This is a genomic window from Achromobacter sp. FW305-C-13 (assembly GCF_058783475.1).
Genome location: NZ_JBYSYN010000001.1, coordinates 407,706 through 425,637, shown reverse-complemented (window position 1 = coordinate 425,637; position 17,932 = coordinate 407,706). Strand labels below are relative to the sequence as shown.

Below are 17,932 nucleotides of genomic sequence, written 5' to 3'. Positions count from 1 at the left end.
TCTATGACCCCTGACGAATACTGCCAGGAGAAAGCCGCCAAGAGCGGTTCCAGCTTCTACTACTCTTTCCTGTTCCTGCCGCCTGAACGCCGCCGCGCGATCACCGCGCTGTACGCGTATTGCCGCGAAGTGGACGACGTGGTCGACGAATGCACCGATCCGTCGCTGGCCCGCGTCAAGCTGGCCTGGTGGCGCACGCAGATCGACCAGATGTTCGACGGCAAGCCGGACCACCCGGTGACCCGGGCGCTGCAACCGCATCTGCAAAGCTGTTCGATCACCCGCGAGCGCCTGCTGGCCGTGGTCGATGGCATGGAGATGGACCTGGACCAGACCCGCTACCTGGATTGGCCGGGCTTGCGCAAATACTGCTGGCATGCCGCCGGCGTCGTGGGCGAGCTGTCCGCCGGCGTCTTCGGCTACAGCGATCCCAAGACGCTGGTCTACGCCGAAAAGCTGGGCCTGGCGTTCCAGATGACCAACATCATCCGGGACGTCGGCGACGACGCCCGCCGCGGCCGCATCTACATCCCCGTCAATGACATGCAGCAATTCGAGGTCAAGGCCTCGGACATCCTGAATGGCGAGTATTCGGACCGCTTCAACGCCCTGATGAAGTTCCAGGCCGACCGTGCCCGCGAGCTTTACCGCGAAGCGATGCGCAACCTGCCCGAATCCGACCGCCGGTCGCAACGGCCGGGGCTGATGATGGCCGCCATCTATCACGCGCTGCTTGACGAGATCGAACGCGACAACTGGCAGGTGCTGCACCAGCGCATTTCGCTGACCCCGCTGCGCAAGCTGTGGCTGGCGTGGAAAACCTGGGTGGGCGGCGGACGCGGACTGGTCCGCCGGTTGGCGCGGTGAAGGCGGCGGTTATCGGCGCAGGCTGGGCGGGGCTGGCGGCAAGCGTCGCCCTGCGCGAAGCCGGCGCCAAGGTCACCGTCTTCGAAGCCGGCCACACGCCTGGCGGGCGCGCCCGCCGCGTGTTCCATGGCGATTTCGACGCCCCGCTGGACAATGGCCAGCATCTGCTGTCGGGCGCCTACAAGCACACGCTGGCGCTGATGCGCCGCGTGGGCCGCAATCCCGATGCCCTGCTGATGCGCCGGCCCTTGCGCCTGGCTTCCCTGGATGGCCGCTTTCATCTGTCCGCCCCGCGCCTGCCCGCCCCGCTGCACATGGCGATTGCCATCCTGCGCGCACGCGGCCTGTCGTGGGCCGACCGCTTTGCCTCCCTGCGCCTGATGCGCGGCCTGAAGGCCATGTCGTGGATGCCGCCGCGCGACTGGACGGTGCAGCAACTGCTGCATTACCACGCGCAATCCGACGCGCTGATCCGCCAGGTCTGGGAACCCCTTTGCCTGGCCGCGTTGAACACGCCTGCCGCCACGGCCAGCGCGACGCTGTTTGCGCGCGTGCTGCGCGACAGCCTGGCCGGCACGCGCGCAGACAGCGACTTGCTGCTGCCCTGCACGGACCTCTCCGCCTTGTGGCCGGACGCCGCAGCGCGCCAGGTCACGATGCGCTACGGCAGCACCGTGCGCCAACTGGAGCCGTCGGACAACGGCATCGTCGTCAATCAGGAACGGTTTGACGCCGCCGTGCTGGCGGTGCCGCCCGCCTTCGCGGCCCGCTTGCTGGATGCGCCCTTGCGGCAAGCCGGCGCCACGGGCCTGCTGGATGCATTGAAAGCGTTCACCTATCTGCCCATCGCAACCCTGAACCTGCGGCTGGCCGAACCCTGGCGCCTGCCAGAACCCATGATGATGCTGCGCGAAGAAGCGGCGCGCGGCCACGTCGGGCAATGGCTGTTCGACCGCGCGCAATTGGCCGGCGACACCAAGGCGGGCGAACTGGCCGTGGTGGCCAGCGCCGCCACCAGCATCGCGGAACGCAATCGCCATCAGGTGATCGAGGCACTGATCGACCAGGTGGCAGAACAAGCTGCGCGCCATCCCGCACGCCTGCCGGCCATGCCGGAAGTGTCGGCGGCTGAGCTTCTGATTGAAAAACGCGCCACCTTCGCCGCGGTGCCGGGCCTGACCCGGCCGTTGAATTCCACGCCCTGGCCCACGTTGGCGCTGGCCGGCGACTGGACCGACACGGGCTATCCCGGCGTATTGGAAGGCGCGGTGCAAAGCGGGCTGCAGGCCGCCCGCGTCTTGAATCCTCGCGCGGATTAAGGACGAGTGGACTCGGTGGCGATGCGGCTTGCAGATTGCACCGCCCGCCAGCCGGGGGCCGGCAAGCCTCCCTAGCGCAGCAGATGCGCCGTGGCGATGCCCGCGGCCGTCAACACCAAGGATCCCGCCAGGCTGAGCCCGGCATAGCCCAGCGCGCTGCCGTAGGCGCCGCGCTCCAGCATAGCCACGGTTTCGGCCGAGAACGTGGAAAAGGTGGTCAGGCCGCCCATGAAGCCGGTGATGGCACCCAGGCGCACCCATGCCGGCCATTCGGGATGCCCCGCCACCAGCGCCAGCACCAGCCCCACCAGATACCCCCCCGCCAGGTTCACGACGAACGTGCCCCACGGCCAGGATTCGACGTTCAGCCACAGGCTGACCAGCCAACGGGTCCAGGCGCCCAGGATGGCGCCCAGGCCCACGGCCAGGAAGTTCAGGGGGATCAGGGTCTGGTAGGCGGTCATGGAGGTCAGGGGGCCCGGTGCTGCTTGAGCCGCAGGGAGAAAATCAGCAGCAGTATGCCAAAAAACACGGCGTAGATGCCGATGACCCACACCAGCGCCAGCGCGCCCGCACCGGGCTGCACGATGAGCATGGCGCCAAACAGGATGGACACCACGCCCGACAGGCCGAGCAGCCATTCGTTGCGGATTTCCTTGCGGAAGCGGATAGCCGCGATGACCTGGAATACGCCAGCCGCCAGCGCCCAGAAGGCGATGATGTACAGCAGCACCAACGCGGTCAGCCCGGGCCACAGGAAGGTCACGATGCCCGCAGCCACGCCCAGCAGGCCGACGATGATCAACGCCCACAGCGGTTTGCCGTTGTCGCGGATGCGTATACCGGCGATCAGCGCAAGCACGCCGTCGACCAGCGCAAACGCGCCCCAAACCAGCACCAATGCCGACAAGGTAATGGCCGGCATGAACAGCGCCATCAATCCGAACAGGATGGCGATGACGCCGCGCAAGGCGACCCACCCCCAATGACGACCGATATGATCCACCAATTGCGGTTCCAGCATGACGCCCTCCGGTGTTGGTAACGGGTGGCCTATCTTATCCCCGCAGGGCGGCAGCCGCCACGCCGCAGGGGCGCAGGGCGATGCGGCGCTTCGAAACGGATTGAAATTTCCATCTGCGCTTAGCACGGTGTTTTATAAGAGTAATTCTCATTAAATGTTAGAATCCGCGCCTTCAAATCGAATCCCGCATGGACAGTCAACCCACTCCCCGGCGCAGGGCCTATTGGCTCAAAACGCTGCATCAATGGCACTGGATCAGCTCGGCGCTTTGCCTGCTGGGGATGCTGCTGTTTGCCGTCACCGGCCTGACGCTGAACAACGCGTCGCACATCGAATCGAAGGCCGTCGTGACCAGCCGGCAGGCGCAACTGCCCGAGGCCGTGTTGAAGCAATTATCGGCGCCGTCCGGGCAGAAGAAGGCGCCCTTGCCCGCCCCCGTGGCGCAGTGGCTGGATGAGGAGCTGGACGCCGCCACCGCCGGCAAGACGGCCGAATGGTCTGCCGATGAGGTGTACTTGTCGCTGCCGCGCGCCGGCGGCGATGCCTGGCTGTCCATCGACCTGGCCAGCGGCGACGTCGAATACGAGCGCACGGACCGCGGCTGGATTTCCTACCTGAACGACTTGCACAAGGGCCGCAATACGGGCCTGGCCTGGAGCTGGTTCCTGGATATTTTCGCCGTCGCCTGTCTGGTCTTTTCGCTGACCGGGCTGGTGCTGCTGAAGATGCACGCCGGCAACCGCAGCGCGACCTGGCCCATGGTGGGGCTGGGCGTGGTGATCCCCGTGGTCCTGGCCCTGCTCTTCATCCACTGATTCCATCGATCCGCCCCTGGAGAACTCCATGCGCAAACTGCTCTTGTCGGCCCTCTTGGCCGGCCTGATCGCCCGAACGGCCCAAGCGGCCGATATCGGCCTGAACATCGAGGTGCCGCGCCTGGACGTGGCCGAGTACCACCGCCCCTACGTGGCGATCTGGATCGAAAACCCCGACCAGAGCGTGGCGGCCGACCTGGCCGTCTGGTACGACGTGGCCAAGAAGAACAACGAAGGCACCGAGTGGCTGAAGGACATGCGCCAGTGGTGGCGCCGCAGCGGCCGCAACCAGCAGTTCCCGGTGGACGGCGTGAGCGGCGCGACCAAGCCTGTCGGCAAGCATGCCCTGAGCTTCGACGCCGCCAGCAAGCCCTTGTCGGGCCTCAAGCCCGGCCAGTACGCCGTGGTGGTGGAAGCTGCCCGCGAGGTGGGCGGCCGCGAACTGCTGCGCATCCCCTTCCAATGGCCGCCGCAAAAAGCCGAGCAATTGACCGCCCGCGGCGAACACGAATTGGGCGCCATCGCGCTTGACCTCAAACCCTGATCCCATTGAACCGCCTTCAAGGAGCGCAACCATGAAATCCGCCGCCAAACTGGCCGCCGCCCTGGCGCTGTGCCTGCCCTTTGCCTCGCAGGCGCATGACGTCTGGATCGTGCCGTCCTCCACCGTGCTGTCGGGCACCGACAGCTGGATCACGGTCGACGCGGCCGTGGGCAATGACAAGTTCTATTTCAACCACGCGCCGCTGCGCCTGGACGGCCTGACTGTCATCGCCCCGGACGGCAACGCCGCCGAAGCCGAGAACCTGAACCGCGGCAAGCTGCGCAGCACCTTCGACCTGCAGCTCAAGCAAAGCGGCACCTATCGCGTGGCGGTCGTCAACGACGGCGTGTTCGCGCGCTGGAAGGAAGACGGCAAGAACAAGCGCTACTTCGGCAAGGTGGAAGGCATGGCCCAGGCCGTCCCCGCCAACGCGCAGGAACTGGAAGTGTCGCAAAGCCTGGGCCGCGTCGAAACCTTCGTCACGGCGGGCAAGCCCACCGCCGTCAAGCCGGTGGGCCGCGGCCTGGAGTTGGCGCCCGTCACGCATCCCAATGACCTGTTCACGGGCGAAGAAGCCACCTTCCAGATGCTGCTGGATGGCAAGCCCACCGCGGAACTGGAAGTGAACGTGGTGCCCGGCGGCAGCCGCTATCGCGACAAAGTCGGCGAAATCAAGCTGAAGACGGACAAGGACGGCAAGTTCTCGGTGAAGTGGGCGCAGCCGGGCTTGTACTGGATTGAAGCCGGCATGGAAGACGCCAAGGTCACCGTGCCGCAAGCCAAGAAGCGCCGCCTGTCCTACGCCGGCACCGTCGAAGTGCTGCAGCCCTAAGCGGCAGCAGGCGCGTGGCGACCTCTCCTTCCTATGCGCCGCGCGGCGCGGCGGCGCCCGCCGTGCGCGTCGCCTATGGCGCCATGCCGGTCGCGTTTGCGGCGCCGGCTGCGCTGGCTGGCGCAACCATGGGCACGACCTGGTCGGCCCGCATGGCGCTGCCCGCCGGTTGCAGCGATCAGGCGGCGCGGATGGCGATCCAGGCCGCCTTGGATGAGGTCGTGGCCCAGATGAGCACGTGGGAAGCCGGCTCCGACATCAGCCTGTTCAATCAGGCCGGCCCTGGCTGGCGGGAATTGCCCGACGCGTTCTTCCATGTGCTGCGCCATGCGATGGCGCTGGCGCAAGACAGCGCGGGCGCCTATGACCCGACGGTTGGCCCCCTGGTCAACGCCTGGGGGTTCGGGCCGCATCAACGCGCCTTTGAACCGCCCTCGCCCGCCGCCATCGATGCCGCACGCCTGCGTTGCGGATGGCAGCGCGTGGCGCTGGATACTGCGCGGCAAGCCGCCTTCCAACCCGGCGGCGCCTATCTGGACCTGTCGTCCATCGCCAAAGGCTACGGCGTGGACCGCGCCACGATGGCGCTGGACGCGCTGGGCATCACGCAATATCTGGTAGAAGTCGGCGGTGAATTGCGGGCACGCGGCAAACGGCCCGACGGCCAGCCTTGGCGCGTTGCCGTCGAAGTGCCCGACGCCAGCGATGACCATGCCCTGGCGCTGCCGCTTGAAGACCGCAGCATCGCGACGTCGGGCGACTACCGGCGCCATGCCGGCAGCGGCGAGGCCCGCTACGCCCACACCATCGACCCGCGCACCGGCCAGCCCGTGCGCAACAACGTGGCCTCGGTTTCCGTACTGCACCCGGTCTGCATGCAGGCCGACGCGCTGGCCACCGTGCTGACGGTGCTGGGCGAAACGGACGGCCTGGCTTATGCCCGCCGCCATGACCTGGCGGCCCTCTTCATCCTGCGCGACGCCGACGCCTATCGCGTCGCCGCCACCCCGGCGTTCCAGGCGCTGGCGCTGCCTCGCTGACCCCATGAGCCTGACCCGGTTGATTGCTGCGGCATGCGTGGTGGGGCTTTGGCTGCTGCTATGCGTATGGGCATGGCGGCGCGCCCGGCGGCTGCAAGCCCTGCACGCACAGGCCCTGCAAGCCCTGAACGCCCCCACGCCCGAAGACACATTGCTGGTCGCCTACGCAACCCAGACCGGCTACGCCGAGACCCTGGCCGCGCAGACGGCCGAATCCCTGCGCGCTGGCGGCCTGACGGTTCGCGTGGCGGCGCTTGACCAACTGGACCTGGCGCGCCTGACCACCTATCGGCGCGTCCTGTTCGTAGCCAGCACCTACGGCGAAGGCGACCCGCCCGACGCCGCTGCGGCCTTCGCCGGCCAGATGCAGGCCTTGCCAACGGCCGTCGGCGCGGCCCCGGCGCTGACCGGCATGCAATACGCCGTGCTGGCGCTGGGCGACAGCGAATACGCCCAGTTTTGCGGGTTCGGCCACCGGCTTGACGACTGGCTGCATGCCCAAGGCGCGACACCGCTGTTCGATTTAGTGGAAGTGGACAACGGCGACCCGGCAGCGCTGCGCCATTGGCAGCATCACCTGGGCCTGCTGGCCGGCCGCAGCGACCTGCCCGACTGGCAAGCGCCCGTGTACGACACCTGGCGCCTGGCTGGCCGCACCCTGATGAATCCCGACAGCCAGGGCGGCCCTTGTTATCTGCTGACGCTGACACCGCCCGCCGGCGACGCACCACGCTGGATGGCCGGCGATATCGCCGAGATCGGCCCCCGGCACGCACGCGGCGGCCCGGTACAGGCGCACCGCGAATACTCCATCGCATCCCTGCCGGAAGATGGCGCCATCCAGTTGCTGGTGCGCCAGATGCGCAGCGCGGACGGCGGCTTGGGGCTGGGCAGCGGCTGGCTGACCCATATTGCCGAGGAAGGCGACGGCATTGAACTGCGCGTGCGCGCCAACCGCAATTTCCATGCGCCGGACGACGAACGCCCGATGATCCTGGTGGGCAACGGCACCGGGTTGGCAGGCCTGCGGGCCTTGATCAAGGCGCGGCGCGCCGCAGGTCACCGGCGCAACTGGCTGGTTTTCGGCGAACGTAACGCCGCGCATGACCGCTTCTGCCAAGAGGACATCGCCGCCTGGCGGCAAGACGGCACGCTGGAACGCATGGACGCCGTCTATTCGCGCGACCAGCCCCAGCGCCGGTACGTGCAGCACCTGCTGCGCGAACACGCCGACGCGGTGCGATCCTGGGTGGACGCGGGCGCCGCCATCTATGTCTGCGGCAGCCTGCAAGGCATGGCAAGCGGCGTGGACGCCGCGCTGCAAGACATCCTGGGCGACGAGCGCCTGCAAGCCCTGCAGCACGGCGGCCGTTACCGCCGCGACGTCTACTGACGGCGCTTACTGCAGCTTGATCTGCGCGCGGTCGATCACGGTCTTCCAGCGGTCACGTTCGCTGCGGATCTGCTCAGCAAATTCCGCCGGTGTGTTGCCCAGCGGGAACGCGCCCGTCTCTTCCATCTTTGCCGCCGTGGCCGGATCGCGCACGGCCTGGGCGAAGGCTTGCGCCAGCTTGTCTCGCACGTCGGCGGGCATCCCTGCCGGCCCGACGACGCCGTACCAGGCGGTGACGTCGTAGTCCTTGTAGCCTTGCTCGGCGAACGTCGGCACATCGGGCAGCCGTGGGTTGCGCTCGGCGCCCGTGATGGCCAGCGCATGCAGATGCTTGCTTTTCAGGTAGGGCAACGAGGACGGAAAGTTGTCGAAGATCACCGGCACCACGCCGCCCACGGTGTCGGTCAACGCGGGCGCCGAGCCACGGTAAGAGATGCTGTTCATCTTGCCGCCGATGATCTGCAGGAACCAGATCATGCCCAGGTCGTTCACACCGCCCGCGCCGGCGTTGGCATAGCCGTCCTTGTTCGGATTGGCGCGCACGTGCGACACGAAGTCGGCCAGCGTCTGCGCGGGGAACTTCGGATTCACACTCAGGATGTTGGGGCTGGTGACCAGGTTGCTGATGGGCGTGAAATCCTTCACCGGGTCGTACGCCAGGTTGGGGAACAGGTGCGGCGCGGTGCCGTGCGTGCTGACGGTGGCCAGGCCCACGGTGTAGCCGTCCGGCTTGGCGCGCGCCGTGGCGACCATGCCGATGGTGCCCGAGGCGCCGGTGCGGTTTTCCACCACGATCTGCTGGCCCAGGATCTCGCCCGCCTTCGCCGCCGCCACCCGGCCGACGATATCGGTGGGGCCGCCGGCCGGGAACGGCACGATCAGGGTGATGGGATGATCGGGAAAGGCGGCGTGGGCCGCGGGCAGCACGGCGGCAAGCAGAAGGGCCGTACAAGTTTTGCGCATCATCATGATGGGGTTGTCTCCTGAAGGATGGTTGCTGTTGTTATTCGGGGTGCTGGTCTCGCGCGGCGGGTTCCCGGCGCAATATCTTTCCGGGGCGCGCCATGCCGTCGGCTGCCGGAAACACGGGCTGGCCGTTGACCAGCACGTGCTCGACGCCGGTGGACGCCAGCGTGGGCGACTCCCACGTGGCGCGGTCCACCACCGTGTCCGCATCGAACACCGTGATATCCGCCCACGCCCCCACGCTGAGCTGGCCGCGACCGGCCAGGCCGAACACGCGCGCCGGCAGCGCCGTCATCTTGGCGATGGCGGCCTCCAGCGTCAGCAGCTCGGCCTCGCGCACATAGCGGCCCAGCACGCGCGTGAAGCTGCCCCACAGGCGCGGATGCGGATGCGCATCATTGGGCAAGCCGTCGGAACCGACCATGCAGCATTCGTGCTGGAAGATGCGCCGTACTTCGGCTTCGTCCATCGCGAAGTAGATGGCGCCTGCCGGGCACAGCCTTTGGGCCGCGGTCGTCTTGTCGCAGCCCCAGCGCGCGGCGATGTCGGCAAGCGATTCGCCGCTGCATTCGGGATGCGGCGTGGACCAGGTGATGCGGATATCGTCGATGCTTTCGGCGCGCTCGGGAATCAGGATGGTGGAGCTGCCCGGGTACGGATAGATGTCCAGCGCCACGTCCACGCCTTCGGCGCGGGCGCGGTCAATGTTGGCCAGCGTGGCGCGGCTCTTGCCCCAGTTGCGCGGCATCATGCACTTGTGGTGCGACAGCACGGTGGCGCAGCCCGTATTGCGCCCGACGGCCAGCACTTCGTCCACGGCCGCTTCGACCTCGTCGCCTTCGTTGCGGATATGGCTGGTGTGCAGCGCGCCATGCGCCGCGGCCACGCGGGCCAGCCCCTCCAGTTCGGCGGGTTCGGCCACGCCGCCCGGCTGGTACGCCAGACCGGTGCTGAACCCCACCGCGCCGGCGGCGAGCGCCTCGGCCAGCATGCGCTGCATGGCCGCCTGTTCGTCCACGCTGGGCGCCGCCGTCGGATCACGCATGGCGGCCAGGCGCAGGTTCGCGTGGCCGACCAGCGCGGCCACATTGATCATCGGCTGGGTAGACCGCACTTCATCGAAGTAGGCCTGCATGTCCGCAAACAACGGCGTTTCGCCCAGCAGGGCCAGGGCCGCGGCGGTGTTGCCGGGCAGCGGCGCGGGCGCGCCGCTGACGCCGCAATTGCCGACCACGACCGAGGTGATGCCTTGGCTGGTCTTCCATTCCAGGCCCGGCTTTTCGACGAACATCAGGTCGTCGTGGCCGTGCACGTCGATGAACCCCGGCGCCACGATCTTGCCCCGGGCGTCCAGCCGGCGGGCAGCGGCCACGCCGGACAGGTCGCCGATCGCCGCAATGCGCTCGCCCGCCACGCCGACGTCGGCCCGCCGCCGGGGCGCGCCCAGGCCGTCGATGACCCAGCCGCCTTCAATGATCAGATCCAATGTTTCCTGCCGCATGATTGTCCTGCCTGGATGAAGGCCCTAGTATCGTTCGCGCGATCAATCTGGAAAAATTGTTTTTATTGATCCATCTATCGTGGTTTGAAATGAATCGCCTGCCCAAGCATGTCACCCTGAAGCACTTGACCGCCTTTGTTGCGGTGGCGCAGGAATCCAGTTTCACCCATGCCGCCAAGCGCCTGTTCCAGACGCAATCCTCGGTCACGAGCCTGGTACGCCAACTGGAGGAGGCTCTCGCCACCCAGCTCTTTGCACGCACCAGCCGGCGCGTGCTGCTGACCGCCGCCGGCGAGGAATTCCTGCCCCGCGTGATGCGGCTGCTGGCGGATTTTGACGGCGTGATCGAAGACGTGGTGCGCTATGGGGCGCTGGAACGCGGACGCGTCGGCGTTGCTGCGGCGCCATCGGCCATCACGCAGATCATCGCGCCGGCCGCGGCCGGCTTCTCGGCACAGTACCCTGCAGTGCGCCTGTACCTGAGCGACGACAATTCCGGCCGCATCCAGCGCAAAGTCGCCACGCGCGAGGTGGACTTCGGGCTAACCAGCCGCTGGGCCGACGCGCCCGGGCTGCGCTTCGACCCCGTGCTGGAAGACCGTTTCGGGGTGCTTTACCGTGCCGACGACACCGGCCTGCGGCCGGGACGCGACGGCACCATGCGCTGGTCGGACCTGGCCGAGCGCAAGCTGGTGGGGGTTGTCGACGAAACGGGGATCATGGCGCTTTTGCGCGCTCGGGCGGACTTGCCCATCGAGGCGGGCGCGCCCTTCTATGAAGCTTCCAGCACGACGTCGCAAGCGGCCCTGGTAAAGGCCGGGCTGGGCGTGGCAGTGCTGCCGGCGCTGGCCGCCCAACGCGTGCTGGAACCCGGCCTGGCCTACGCGCTGCTGGCGCGGCCGACCGTCGTGCGCACGGTGTGCATCATCCGGCACAAGGAGTATCCGTTGAGCCCGGCCGCGCAGGCGCTGATCCGCGCCATCCACGACTATCTGCGCGATGCACCGCTGCCGGCCGGCTGCAAGCGCGTGCCGGCCGGGAAGAAAGCGATGGCCTAGCCGGCGCGCAGTTTTACGTCCAGCGCCGCCAGGCCCGTCGCGAACACGCCCTGCCCCACGGCCTGCGCCACGTCGGCAAGCGGCGCTCCTTCCACCCGGAAGTCGGCCCACCATTCGACCAGGGTGTGGCCGCTTTCCGTGATGGGGCGCAGGGACACACCCGCCACGTAGTCGCGCATCGGCAGGTCGGTCTCGATGATGGAATAGCGCAGCGCGGTGCCGGGATCGTCCAGCATCAGCAGCTGTTCGCGCACAAAGCCCGAAGGCGCCAGCGTCAGGTGCCGCACGCTGCCCACCGCGTCATGGCGGCCACCGGCTTCCAGCCGGCTTTGCGCCACGCCGGGATGCCAGCCGGCCAGCCCGTCGAAGTCGCGGAACAGCGGCCAGACCGTTTCCAGCGGCGCATGGATGATGGCACTGATGTGGACGGTATGCGGCATGGGACCCTCTTAGAAAGTCAGGTTTTTGAACTCGCGCGTGGCAGCGGTCAGCGCTTGTTCGGTGGGCAGGCGCTCCATGGAACTGGCGCCGTAGAAACCATGGCAATGCTTGCAGGCGCGCAGCACGTGCGCGGCGTCCTCGGGCGTGGCGATGGGGCCGCCATGGCAGAGCACGATGATATCCGGGCGCACCGCCAGCGCGGCGGCGGCAATGCGGTCGATGGCGGCCACGCACCCGTCCAGCGTCTGCGAGGTCTCGGCGCCGATGGAGCCGCCCGTCGTCAGGCCCATGTGCGCGACGATGATGTCCGCGCCGGCCTTGGCCATCGCCACCGCGTCGTCTTCATTGAAGACGTAGGGCGTGGTCAGCATGCCCTTCTTGTGCGCCAGGCGGATCATGTCCACTTCCAGCGCATAACCCATGCCCGTCTCTTCCAGATTGGCGCGGAAGGTGCCGTCGATCAGGCCAACGGTGGGGAAGTTCTGCACGCCGGAAAAACCCTGGCGCTTCAGGTCGTCCAGAAACACGTCGAAGTCGCAGAAGGGGTCGGTGCCGTTCACGCCGGCCAACACCGGGGTTTTCTTCACCACGGGCAGCACTTCGCGGCCCATGTCGACGACGATCTCGTTGGCGTTGCCATAAGCCAGCAGCCCGGCCAGCGAGCCCCGGCCCGCCATGCGGTAACGGCCCGAGTTATAGATCACGATCAGGTCGATGCCGCCCGCCTCTTCGCACTTGGCCGACAGGCCCGTGCCCGCGCCGCCGCCCACGATGGGCGTGCGTGCGCGCACCATGGCGCGAAACTTGTCCAGCAGGTCGTTACGGTCGAAACGGGGCATGACGGCAATCCTTAATGGGTAGCGATTTCAAGAAAATGGTCGACCGCCGTCTTGGCGAACAGCGGGTCGTTGATGTGGCAGGGCACGCGCACCAGCCGGCGCTGCGGCGTCTGCACCAGGTTGGCCTCCAGCGCGGCGAACAGGGCCGCGTCAGCCTCGGGGTCCCAGAACGCCTGACCCGGCGCGTCCAGCGCGGACACGCCGCCTTCGGGGATCAGGAAGCGGACCGGCCCATCGCACTGGTTCAGCTTGGCAGCGATCCATTCACCTTGGGCGGTGTTTTCCTCGACCGTGGTGCGCATCAGCGTCACCTGCGGATTGTGCGGATAGAACTTGCGGCCCTGATAGCGTTCGGGAATGGTATCCATCCCGCCGAAGTTCACCATGTCCAGCGCGCCGCAAGAGCCGACGTAGGGCGCGCGGGTGCGGGCCACGGCGCCGAAACGGTCTTCGGTGCAGGCCAGGACGCCGCCGAACAGGAAATCGCAGACTTCGGTGGTGGTCAGGTCCAGCACGCCGCCCAGCAAATGGCTGTCCAGCAGCTTTTCCATCGACTGCCCGCCCGTGCCCGTGGCGTGGAACACCAGGCAGTCGTAGCGGGATTCCAGCAACGGCGTCACCTGCTGCACGCAGGCGGTGGTCACGCCGAACATCGTGATGCCCACGGCGGGCCGCCCATCGTCTTCGATGGCGACGCCCGCCTGGCGGAATGCGCCCGCGATCGCGCCGGCGGCATTGGCCAGCACGCGACGGGAGATGCGATTCAGCCCCGCCACGTCGGTCACCGAATACATCATGGCGATATCGGAGGGGCCGACGTAAGGCGCAACGTTGCCCGAGGCCATCGTCGACACCATCAGCTTTGGCGTGCCGATGGGCAGCGCGCGCATGGCCGGTGTGATCAACGCGGTGCCGCCGGAACCGCCCAGGCCCAGCAAGGCGCCGATGGCGCCGTTGCCGGCCGCGTAGCGTTCAAAGGCCAGCGCCATGGCGGCAATTGCCGTACCGCGGTCGCCGGTGAACACGGCCTGCGCGCCGCCGGGATGGCTGCGGGCCACTTCCTGCGCCTGCACCTGGGCGGCGCTGGCGGCGCCGGTGGTGGACACGTCCACCGACACCACGTCCAGGCCTTCGCGCTTGAGCAGATCCACCACGTACTCGGCTTCGTGGCCCTTGGTGTCGTAGGTGGCGGCGACAAAGACCCACCGGTTCGAATGCGTCATGGCTCCTCCGCGGGCGGCTACACTCGGTGCGCGCCTCGATATGTGAGGCCGCAAGGCCTGTAGAATCAAGAAATGAGACGAAAGAATCATACTGAGACACCTGTCTCACGTCAAACCTCCCTCGCCACCCCAGCCGCCCCGGCGGCGGGCACCGCACGCCTGATCGCGCCCGCCAGCCCACAGGCGGCAGCCAGCGGGGAACCCCCGCATGGGCCCCGCGCCCGCATGCGCAAGACGCTGCTGGACGCGGCGCAGCAGTTGATGGCCCAGGGGATCACCCCGTCCGTCGCCGAGTTGGCCGAACATGCCCGGGTCTCGCGCGCGACTGCGTACCGCTACTTCCCCAGCCAAAGCGCGCTGATCGCCGCCGTCGTGGATGAAAGCCTGGGCCCCATCCTGGCCTGGAACTCCGCGGCGCCGGACGCCGCCACGCGCGTGGACGAACTGCTGCGCTTCGCCTTTCCCCGGCTGGAAGCGCACGAGGCGCCCTTGCGCGCCGCCATCATGGTGTCATTGCAGCAGCACGCCGAAGCCAGCGCCGGCAAGGCGGGCAACGAACCGCGCCTGGTGCGTGGCCATCGGGTCGACATCCTGAAGCGCGCCATCGCCCCGCTGGCGGCCGACTTGACGCCGGCGCAGCAAGACCGCGTCGCGCAGGCGCTGTCGCTGGTCTACGGGTCCGAGGTGTTCCTGGTGTTGAAGGACATCTGGCACCTGGAGTTGCCTGAAATCACGGACGTCGTGCGCTGGACGGCGCAGGCCATCATCAGGCAGGCCGTGGCCGAGGCCAAGCCCGCCAAGCCGTAATCCTGGGCGGGCGCGACTGCCCCCGCCCATCTGGCTGTCATTCCCTCGTCACCCGCCGCGGGCATAGTTCCGCCCTTTCGCGGCCATGCCTTCGCAGGCCGCCAGACGTTGGAGTGTGTCCATGCAGTTCGAAGTATCCCGCTTGCGGCGGGCCGTCATGCCGTTGTCGCTGGTTTGCGTCACCCTGTTGAGCGCCTGCGGCGGCAGCGACGACGACGATGATGATGTCGTCACACCCACCCCGCCGGTGGTGACGGAGCCCACGCCGGTCGATCCCAAGCCGGTTGAGACCGGCGCCTGGACCGCGGGCGACCTGCACGTGCACACCTATCAATCGGACGACGCGCAAGTCAGCCTGGAAAGCGCGCTGGACCAGGCCTTCGACCGCTACAAGCTGGACTGGGCCGCGATCTCGAACCATTTGCGCCTGTCGGGCCGCGACCATACCGGTACGGCGCTTGCCGGCGGACCCGTGCCTTTTTCCACCGGCATGGCCCAGTACGAAGTGCCGTTCATCAAGACGGCGCAAGCCGCTGGCCGCTATGCCGGCAAGATCATCTTTTCGTCGTTCGAATGGGACATGCCCACGCATGACCACGTGAACATCGGCATCGGCGTGAACGACCCGATGTCTGCCAAGTCGCTGCAGGCGGTGGCCGAATTCGAATACCTGTTCACCAACCGTGACCCCGCCCTTTTCGACCCGCTGCTGGTGTCGCGCCTGGCAGGCCAGACGCGTGCGTTCACCACCCACGCCGATTCGCTGGCCGCGCTGAAATGGCTGCGCGACAAGCATCCCGACAGCTACATGCTGCTGAACCATCCGTCGCGTTACGCCGGCAAGTACACCGTGGCGCAACTGCGCGAGATGAACGATCTGGCGCCGGACGTCTTCTTCGCCATCGAAGGCATGGTGGGCAACCAGATGGAACCGGACCGCGGCGGCTACGCCACGGCCTATACCAACGCCTTCCTGCCCAACCGCACCTATGGCGGCGTGGACTATCTGGTGGCGCACCTGGGCGGCACTTGGGACGCGTTGCTGGGCGAAGGCCGCCGCATCTGGACCGTGGCGGATTCCGACTTCCACTTCCGCACGGCTTCGGGCCTCTACAGTTCGGGCTATGCGCCCGGCGAGTACGCCAAGACGCACGTCTGGAAGGACGGCAAGGACATGGCCTCGGTGGTTGCGGGCTTGAAGAGCGGCCGCATGTTTGGCGTATTCGGAGACCTGATCGATGCGCTGGACTTCCAGGCCAAGGGCGCAGGCGGCGCCGTGCACATGGGTGGCGAGCTGAAGGCGGCCAAGGGCGAGCGCGTGGAAGTCACCATCCGCTTTCGCAGCCCGGACAGCAACCACTACGAATACCCGATCGAAAGCGGCAACCCCACCTACGTCAAGCCTACCGTCAACCACGTAGACCTGATCATGGGCGAGGTCGGCACGCGCGCTGCCGCCGGCACGCCGGGCTACGACGCCGACACCAACCCGACGACCCGCGTGCTGGCCCGCTTCACGCGCGCCGACTGGACGGTGGATGCCGAGGGCTACAACGTCATCAAGACCACGGTGACGGCCGACAAGAGCCAGTACCTGCGGTTGCGCGGCACCAACCTGGGCGTGGACGTGGCCGGCGAAACCGCCGCGGGCGAACCGCTGCCCGACGCCAAGGTGGACCTGGCCGACAACGTGGCGCGCTTCAATGCCATCAACGCGCGCAACTACAACGACCTGTGGTTCTATTCGAACCCGGTGTTCGTGACGGTGGCGCAGTAAAAAGACGTGCCCTGCCCTCCACGCGCGATAACGGTCGCGCGTGGGCGGCAGCCTCCCCGGGCTACGCGGCGGTGCGTCCCCGGATGATTGTTGCTATTGAGGCAACATCATGGTCCCTTGGCCGGGCCTACTGCCGATTTCCTTGCGGACCTACGATTTGGGCGTTGTTCAAACACACGCCACACCCGCCCAACAGGGCCGGGACACGCAAATCCACCCAGGGAGTCACCATGAGCCAACGTCTAAACGCTTTCGCGCTATCGCCCGAACTGTTCAAGAAATTCGTCGAATTCGGCATGCTCTTGAAGTCCGGGACGATCGAGCAGTCCATCCTGGATCTGATCGAGATCCGCGCCTCGCAGATCAACGGCTGCGGCTTCTGCCTGGACATGCATGTGAAGCAGGCCAAGATCCACGGTGAACGCGAGCTGCGCCTGCACCATGTTGCGATCTGGCGCGAATCCACCGAGTTCTCGCCGCGCGAGCGCGCCTGCCTGGCCTGGACTGAGGCGCTGACCACCCTGGGCGCGCATGGCGTGCCCGATGACATCTATGAGCGCGTCCGGACCCAATTGTCCGAAAAGGAAATCTCGGACCTGAGCTTCGCCGTCATGGCGATCAATGGGTGGAATCGCCTGAACGTGGGATTCCAGACCGTGCCTGGCTCGGCCGACAAGGCGTATGGCCTGGACAAAGCCCAATTCAACTAAGGACGCATCATGAAAATCCTGGTAATCGGCGGGACGGGCCTGATCGGCTCCAAACTCGTCAAGCTGCTCACTGAGCGCGGCCACGAAGCCATCGCCGCGTCGCCGGCCACCGGCGTCAATACGATCACTGGCGAAGGCCTGGATGAAGCGCTCGCTGGCGTGGACACCGTGGTGGACGTCGCCAACTCGCCCTCGTTCGAAGACAAGGCGGTGCTGGAGTTCTTCCAGGTTTCAGGCCGCAACCTGCTGGCCGCCGAAGCCCGGGCTGGCGTGCGCCACCACGTCGCGCTGTCGGTCGTCGGTACGCACCGCCTGGCTGAAAGCGGATACTTCCGCGGCAAGATCGCCCAGGAAGCGCTGATTGTCAAAGGCGGCATCCCCTACACCATCGTCCACAGCACGCAGTTCTTCGAGTTTCTGGGCGGCATCGTGCAATCGGGCACCCAGGGCGACGAGGTGCTGCTGTCCCCCGCCTTCGTCCAGCCGATCGCGTCGGACGATGTGGCCCAGGCCATGGCCGATGCCACCCTGGCGGCGCCGGTGAACGGCATCGTGGAAATCGCCGGTCCCGACCGGGTTCGCCTGGCTGAACTGGCACAGCGCTACATGGATCGAATCGGCGATAAACGCACCGTGCGGGCCGACATAGGCGCACGCTATTTCGGTGCGCTGCTCAACGACGAAACACTGGTTCCGGGCGCCGGTCCTTGGTTGGGCAAGATCGACTTCGACACCTGGTTCAGCCGTTCGGGCGTACGAAAGTAGCGGCAACCCCG

Annotated in this window: 19 protein-coding genes; 12 read left to right on the top strand and 7 right to left on the bottom strand. The window is 67.2% G+C overall.

Annotated elements, in window-relative coordinates; genetic code table 11:
* Positions 1 to 3: 3 nt before the first annotated feature.
* Both hpnD and hpnE read left to right on the top strand, forming a co-directional pair.
* Positions 4 to 867 (top strand): presqualene diphosphate synthase HpnD, encoded by an 864-nt coding sequence (gene hpnD, locus AC3WMU_RS02030; protein ID WP_006225414.1) that lies wholly within the window; start codon positions 4 to 6, stop codon positions 865 to 867.
* Positions 864 to 2,186, top strand: coding sequence for a hydroxysqualene dehydroxylase HpnE (gene hpnE / locus AC3WMU_RS02025; RefSeq protein ID WP_006225413.1), 1,323 nt, complete (start codon positions 864 to 866; stop codon positions 2,184 to 2,186). Before hpnD ends, hpnE begins: the two co-directional genes overlap by 4 nt.
* Before the next feature lie 71 nt (positions 2,187 to 2,257).
* Here hpnE and AC3WMU_RS02020 read toward each other — a convergent pair whose 3' ends face one another.
* Positions 2,258 to 2,650, bottom strand: a complete 393-nt coding sequence (locus AC3WMU_RS02020; protein ID WP_006225412.1) for a fluoride efflux transporter CrcB — start codon at positions 2,648 to 2,650, stop codon at positions 2,258 to 2,260.
* A 5-nt stretch (positions 2,651 to 2,655) separates the two neighbouring features.
* Positions 2,656 to 3,210 (bottom strand): HdeD family acid-resistance protein, encoded by a 555-nt coding sequence (locus AC3WMU_RS02015; protein ID WP_006225411.1) that lies wholly within the window; start codon positions 3,208 to 3,210, stop codon positions 2,656 to 2,658.
* 188 nt (positions 3,211 to 3,398) lie between these two features.
* On the opposite strand from AC3WMU_RS02015, the gene AC3WMU_RS02010 reads away from it, so the two are divergent.
* Genes AC3WMU_RS02010 through AC3WMU_RS01990 form a run of 5 tightly spaced genes read left to right on the top strand, consistent with a single transcriptional unit; the run spans position 3,399 to position 7,834 of the window.
* Positions 3,399 to 4,025 carry a PepSY-associated TM helix domain-containing protein gene (locus AC3WMU_RS02010; RefSeq protein WP_492281719.1) on the top strand — a complete coding sequence of 209 codons (627 nt, stop codon included), beginning with the start codon at positions 3,399 to 3,401 and terminating at the stop codon, positions 4,023 to 4,025.
* Positions 4,026 to 4,053: 28 nt separating this feature from the next.
* Positions 4,054 to 4,569 carry a DUF2271 domain-containing protein gene (locus tag AC3WMU_RS02005; protein ID WP_006225409.1) on the top strand — a complete coding sequence of 172 codons (516 nt, stop codon included), beginning with the start codon at positions 4,054 to 4,056 and terminating at the stop codon, positions 4,567 to 4,569.
* A gap of 31 nt (positions 4,570 to 4,600) precedes the next feature.
* Positions 4,601 to 5,401, top strand: coding sequence for a DUF4198 domain-containing protein (locus tag AC3WMU_RS02000; protein ID WP_492281718.1), 801 nt, complete (start codon positions 4,601 to 4,603; stop codon positions 5,399 to 5,401).
* 14 nt (positions 5,402 to 5,415) lie between these two features.
* A complete protein-coding gene (locus AC3WMU_RS01995; protein ID WP_492281717.1) occupies positions 5,416 to 6,441 on the top strand; it encodes an FAD:protein FMN transferase in 1,026 nt (341 codons plus the stop codon).
* Between the two features lie 4 nt (positions 6,442 to 6,445).
* Positions 6,446 to 7,834 (top strand): sulfite reductase subunit alpha, encoded by a 1,389-nt coding sequence (locus AC3WMU_RS01990; RefSeq protein WP_492281716.1) that lies wholly within the window; start codon positions 6,446 to 6,448, stop codon positions 7,832 to 7,834.
* 6 nt (positions 7,835 to 7,840) lie between these two features.
* Here the strand turns inward: AC3WMU_RS01990 and AC3WMU_RS01985 are convergent, their stop codons facing one another.
* Complete coding sequence (locus AC3WMU_RS01985) at positions 7,841 to 8,800, bottom strand: tripartite tricarboxylate transporter substrate binding protein BugE (protein ID WP_035213413.1); 960 nt, start codon at positions 8,798 to 8,800, stop codon at positions 7,841 to 7,843.
* Positions 8,801 to 8,837: 37 nt separating this feature from the next.
* Positions 8,838 to 10,301, bottom strand: coding sequence for an N-acyl-D-glutamate deacylase (locus AC3WMU_RS01980; RefSeq protein ID WP_488705827.1), 1,464 nt, complete (start codon positions 10,299 to 10,301; stop codon positions 8,838 to 8,840).
* A gap of 89 nt (positions 10,302 to 10,390) precedes the next feature.
* Between AC3WMU_RS01980 and AC3WMU_RS01975 the strand changes: the two genes are divergently transcribed.
* On the top strand, positions 10,391 to 11,359 hold the full coding sequence (locus AC3WMU_RS01975; protein ID WP_035213412.1) for a LysR family transcriptional regulator: 969 nt from the start codon (positions 10,391 to 10,393) through the stop codon (positions 11,357 to 11,359).
* Here the strand turns inward: AC3WMU_RS01975 and AC3WMU_RS01970 are convergent.
* Genes AC3WMU_RS01970 through AC3WMU_RS01960 form a run of 3 tightly spaced genes read right to left on the bottom strand, consistent with a single transcriptional unit; the run spans position 11,356 to position 13,862 of the window.
* Entirely contained in the window at positions 11,356 to 11,799 is a 444-nt protein-coding gene (locus tag AC3WMU_RS01970) for an SRPBCC family protein (protein WP_492281715.1), read from the bottom strand. The two genes, AC3WMU_RS01975 and AC3WMU_RS01970, sit on opposite strands and share 4 nt — an antisense overlap.
* A 9-nt stretch (positions 11,800 to 11,808) precedes the next feature.
* Positions 11,809 to 12,639 (bottom strand): phosphoenolpyruvate hydrolase family protein, encoded by an 831-nt coding sequence (locus AC3WMU_RS01965; protein WP_280028658.1) that lies wholly within the window; start codon positions 12,637 to 12,639, stop codon positions 11,809 to 11,811.
* 11 nt (positions 12,640 to 12,650) lie between these two features.
* The gene (locus AC3WMU_RS01960; protein WP_492281714.1) at positions 12,651 to 13,862 is read right to left on the bottom strand and encodes a Tm-1-like ATP-binding domain-containing protein; all 1,212 of its coding nucleotides are present in this window, start codon (positions 13,860 to 13,862) and stop codon (positions 12,651 to 12,653) included.
* Between the two features lie 159 nt (positions 13,863 to 14,021).
* On the opposite strand from AC3WMU_RS01960, the gene AC3WMU_RS01955 reads away from it, so the two are divergent.
* The 4 genes from AC3WMU_RS01955 (at position 14,022) to AC3WMU_RS01940 (ending at position 17,921) form a co-directional block, all read left to right on the top strand.
* Entirely contained in the window at positions 14,022 to 14,669 is a 648-nt protein-coding gene (locus tag AC3WMU_RS01955; protein WP_035213411.1) for a TetR/AcrR family transcriptional regulator, read from the top strand.
* A 121-nt stretch (positions 14,670 to 14,790) separates the two neighbouring features.
* Entirely contained in the window at positions 14,791 to 16,446 is a 1,656-nt protein-coding gene (locus AC3WMU_RS01950; RefSeq protein ID WP_492281713.1) for a CehA/McbA family metallohydrolase domain-containing protein, read from the top strand.
* A gap of 230 nt (positions 16,447 to 16,676) precedes the next feature.
* The gene (locus AC3WMU_RS01945; protein WP_006225397.1) at positions 16,677 to 17,156 is read left to right on the top strand and encodes a carboxymuconolactone decarboxylase family protein; all 480 of its coding nucleotides are present in this window, start codon (positions 16,677 to 16,679) and stop codon (positions 17,154 to 17,156) included.
* 9 nt (positions 17,157 to 17,165) lie between these two features.
* The gene (locus AC3WMU_RS01940) at positions 17,166 to 17,921 is read left to right on the top strand and encodes an SDR family oxidoreductase (RefSeq protein ID WP_492281712.1); all 756 of its coding nucleotides are present in this window, start codon (positions 17,166 to 17,168) and stop codon (positions 17,919 to 17,921) included.
* Positions 17,922 to 17,932 lie beyond the last annotated feature (11 nt).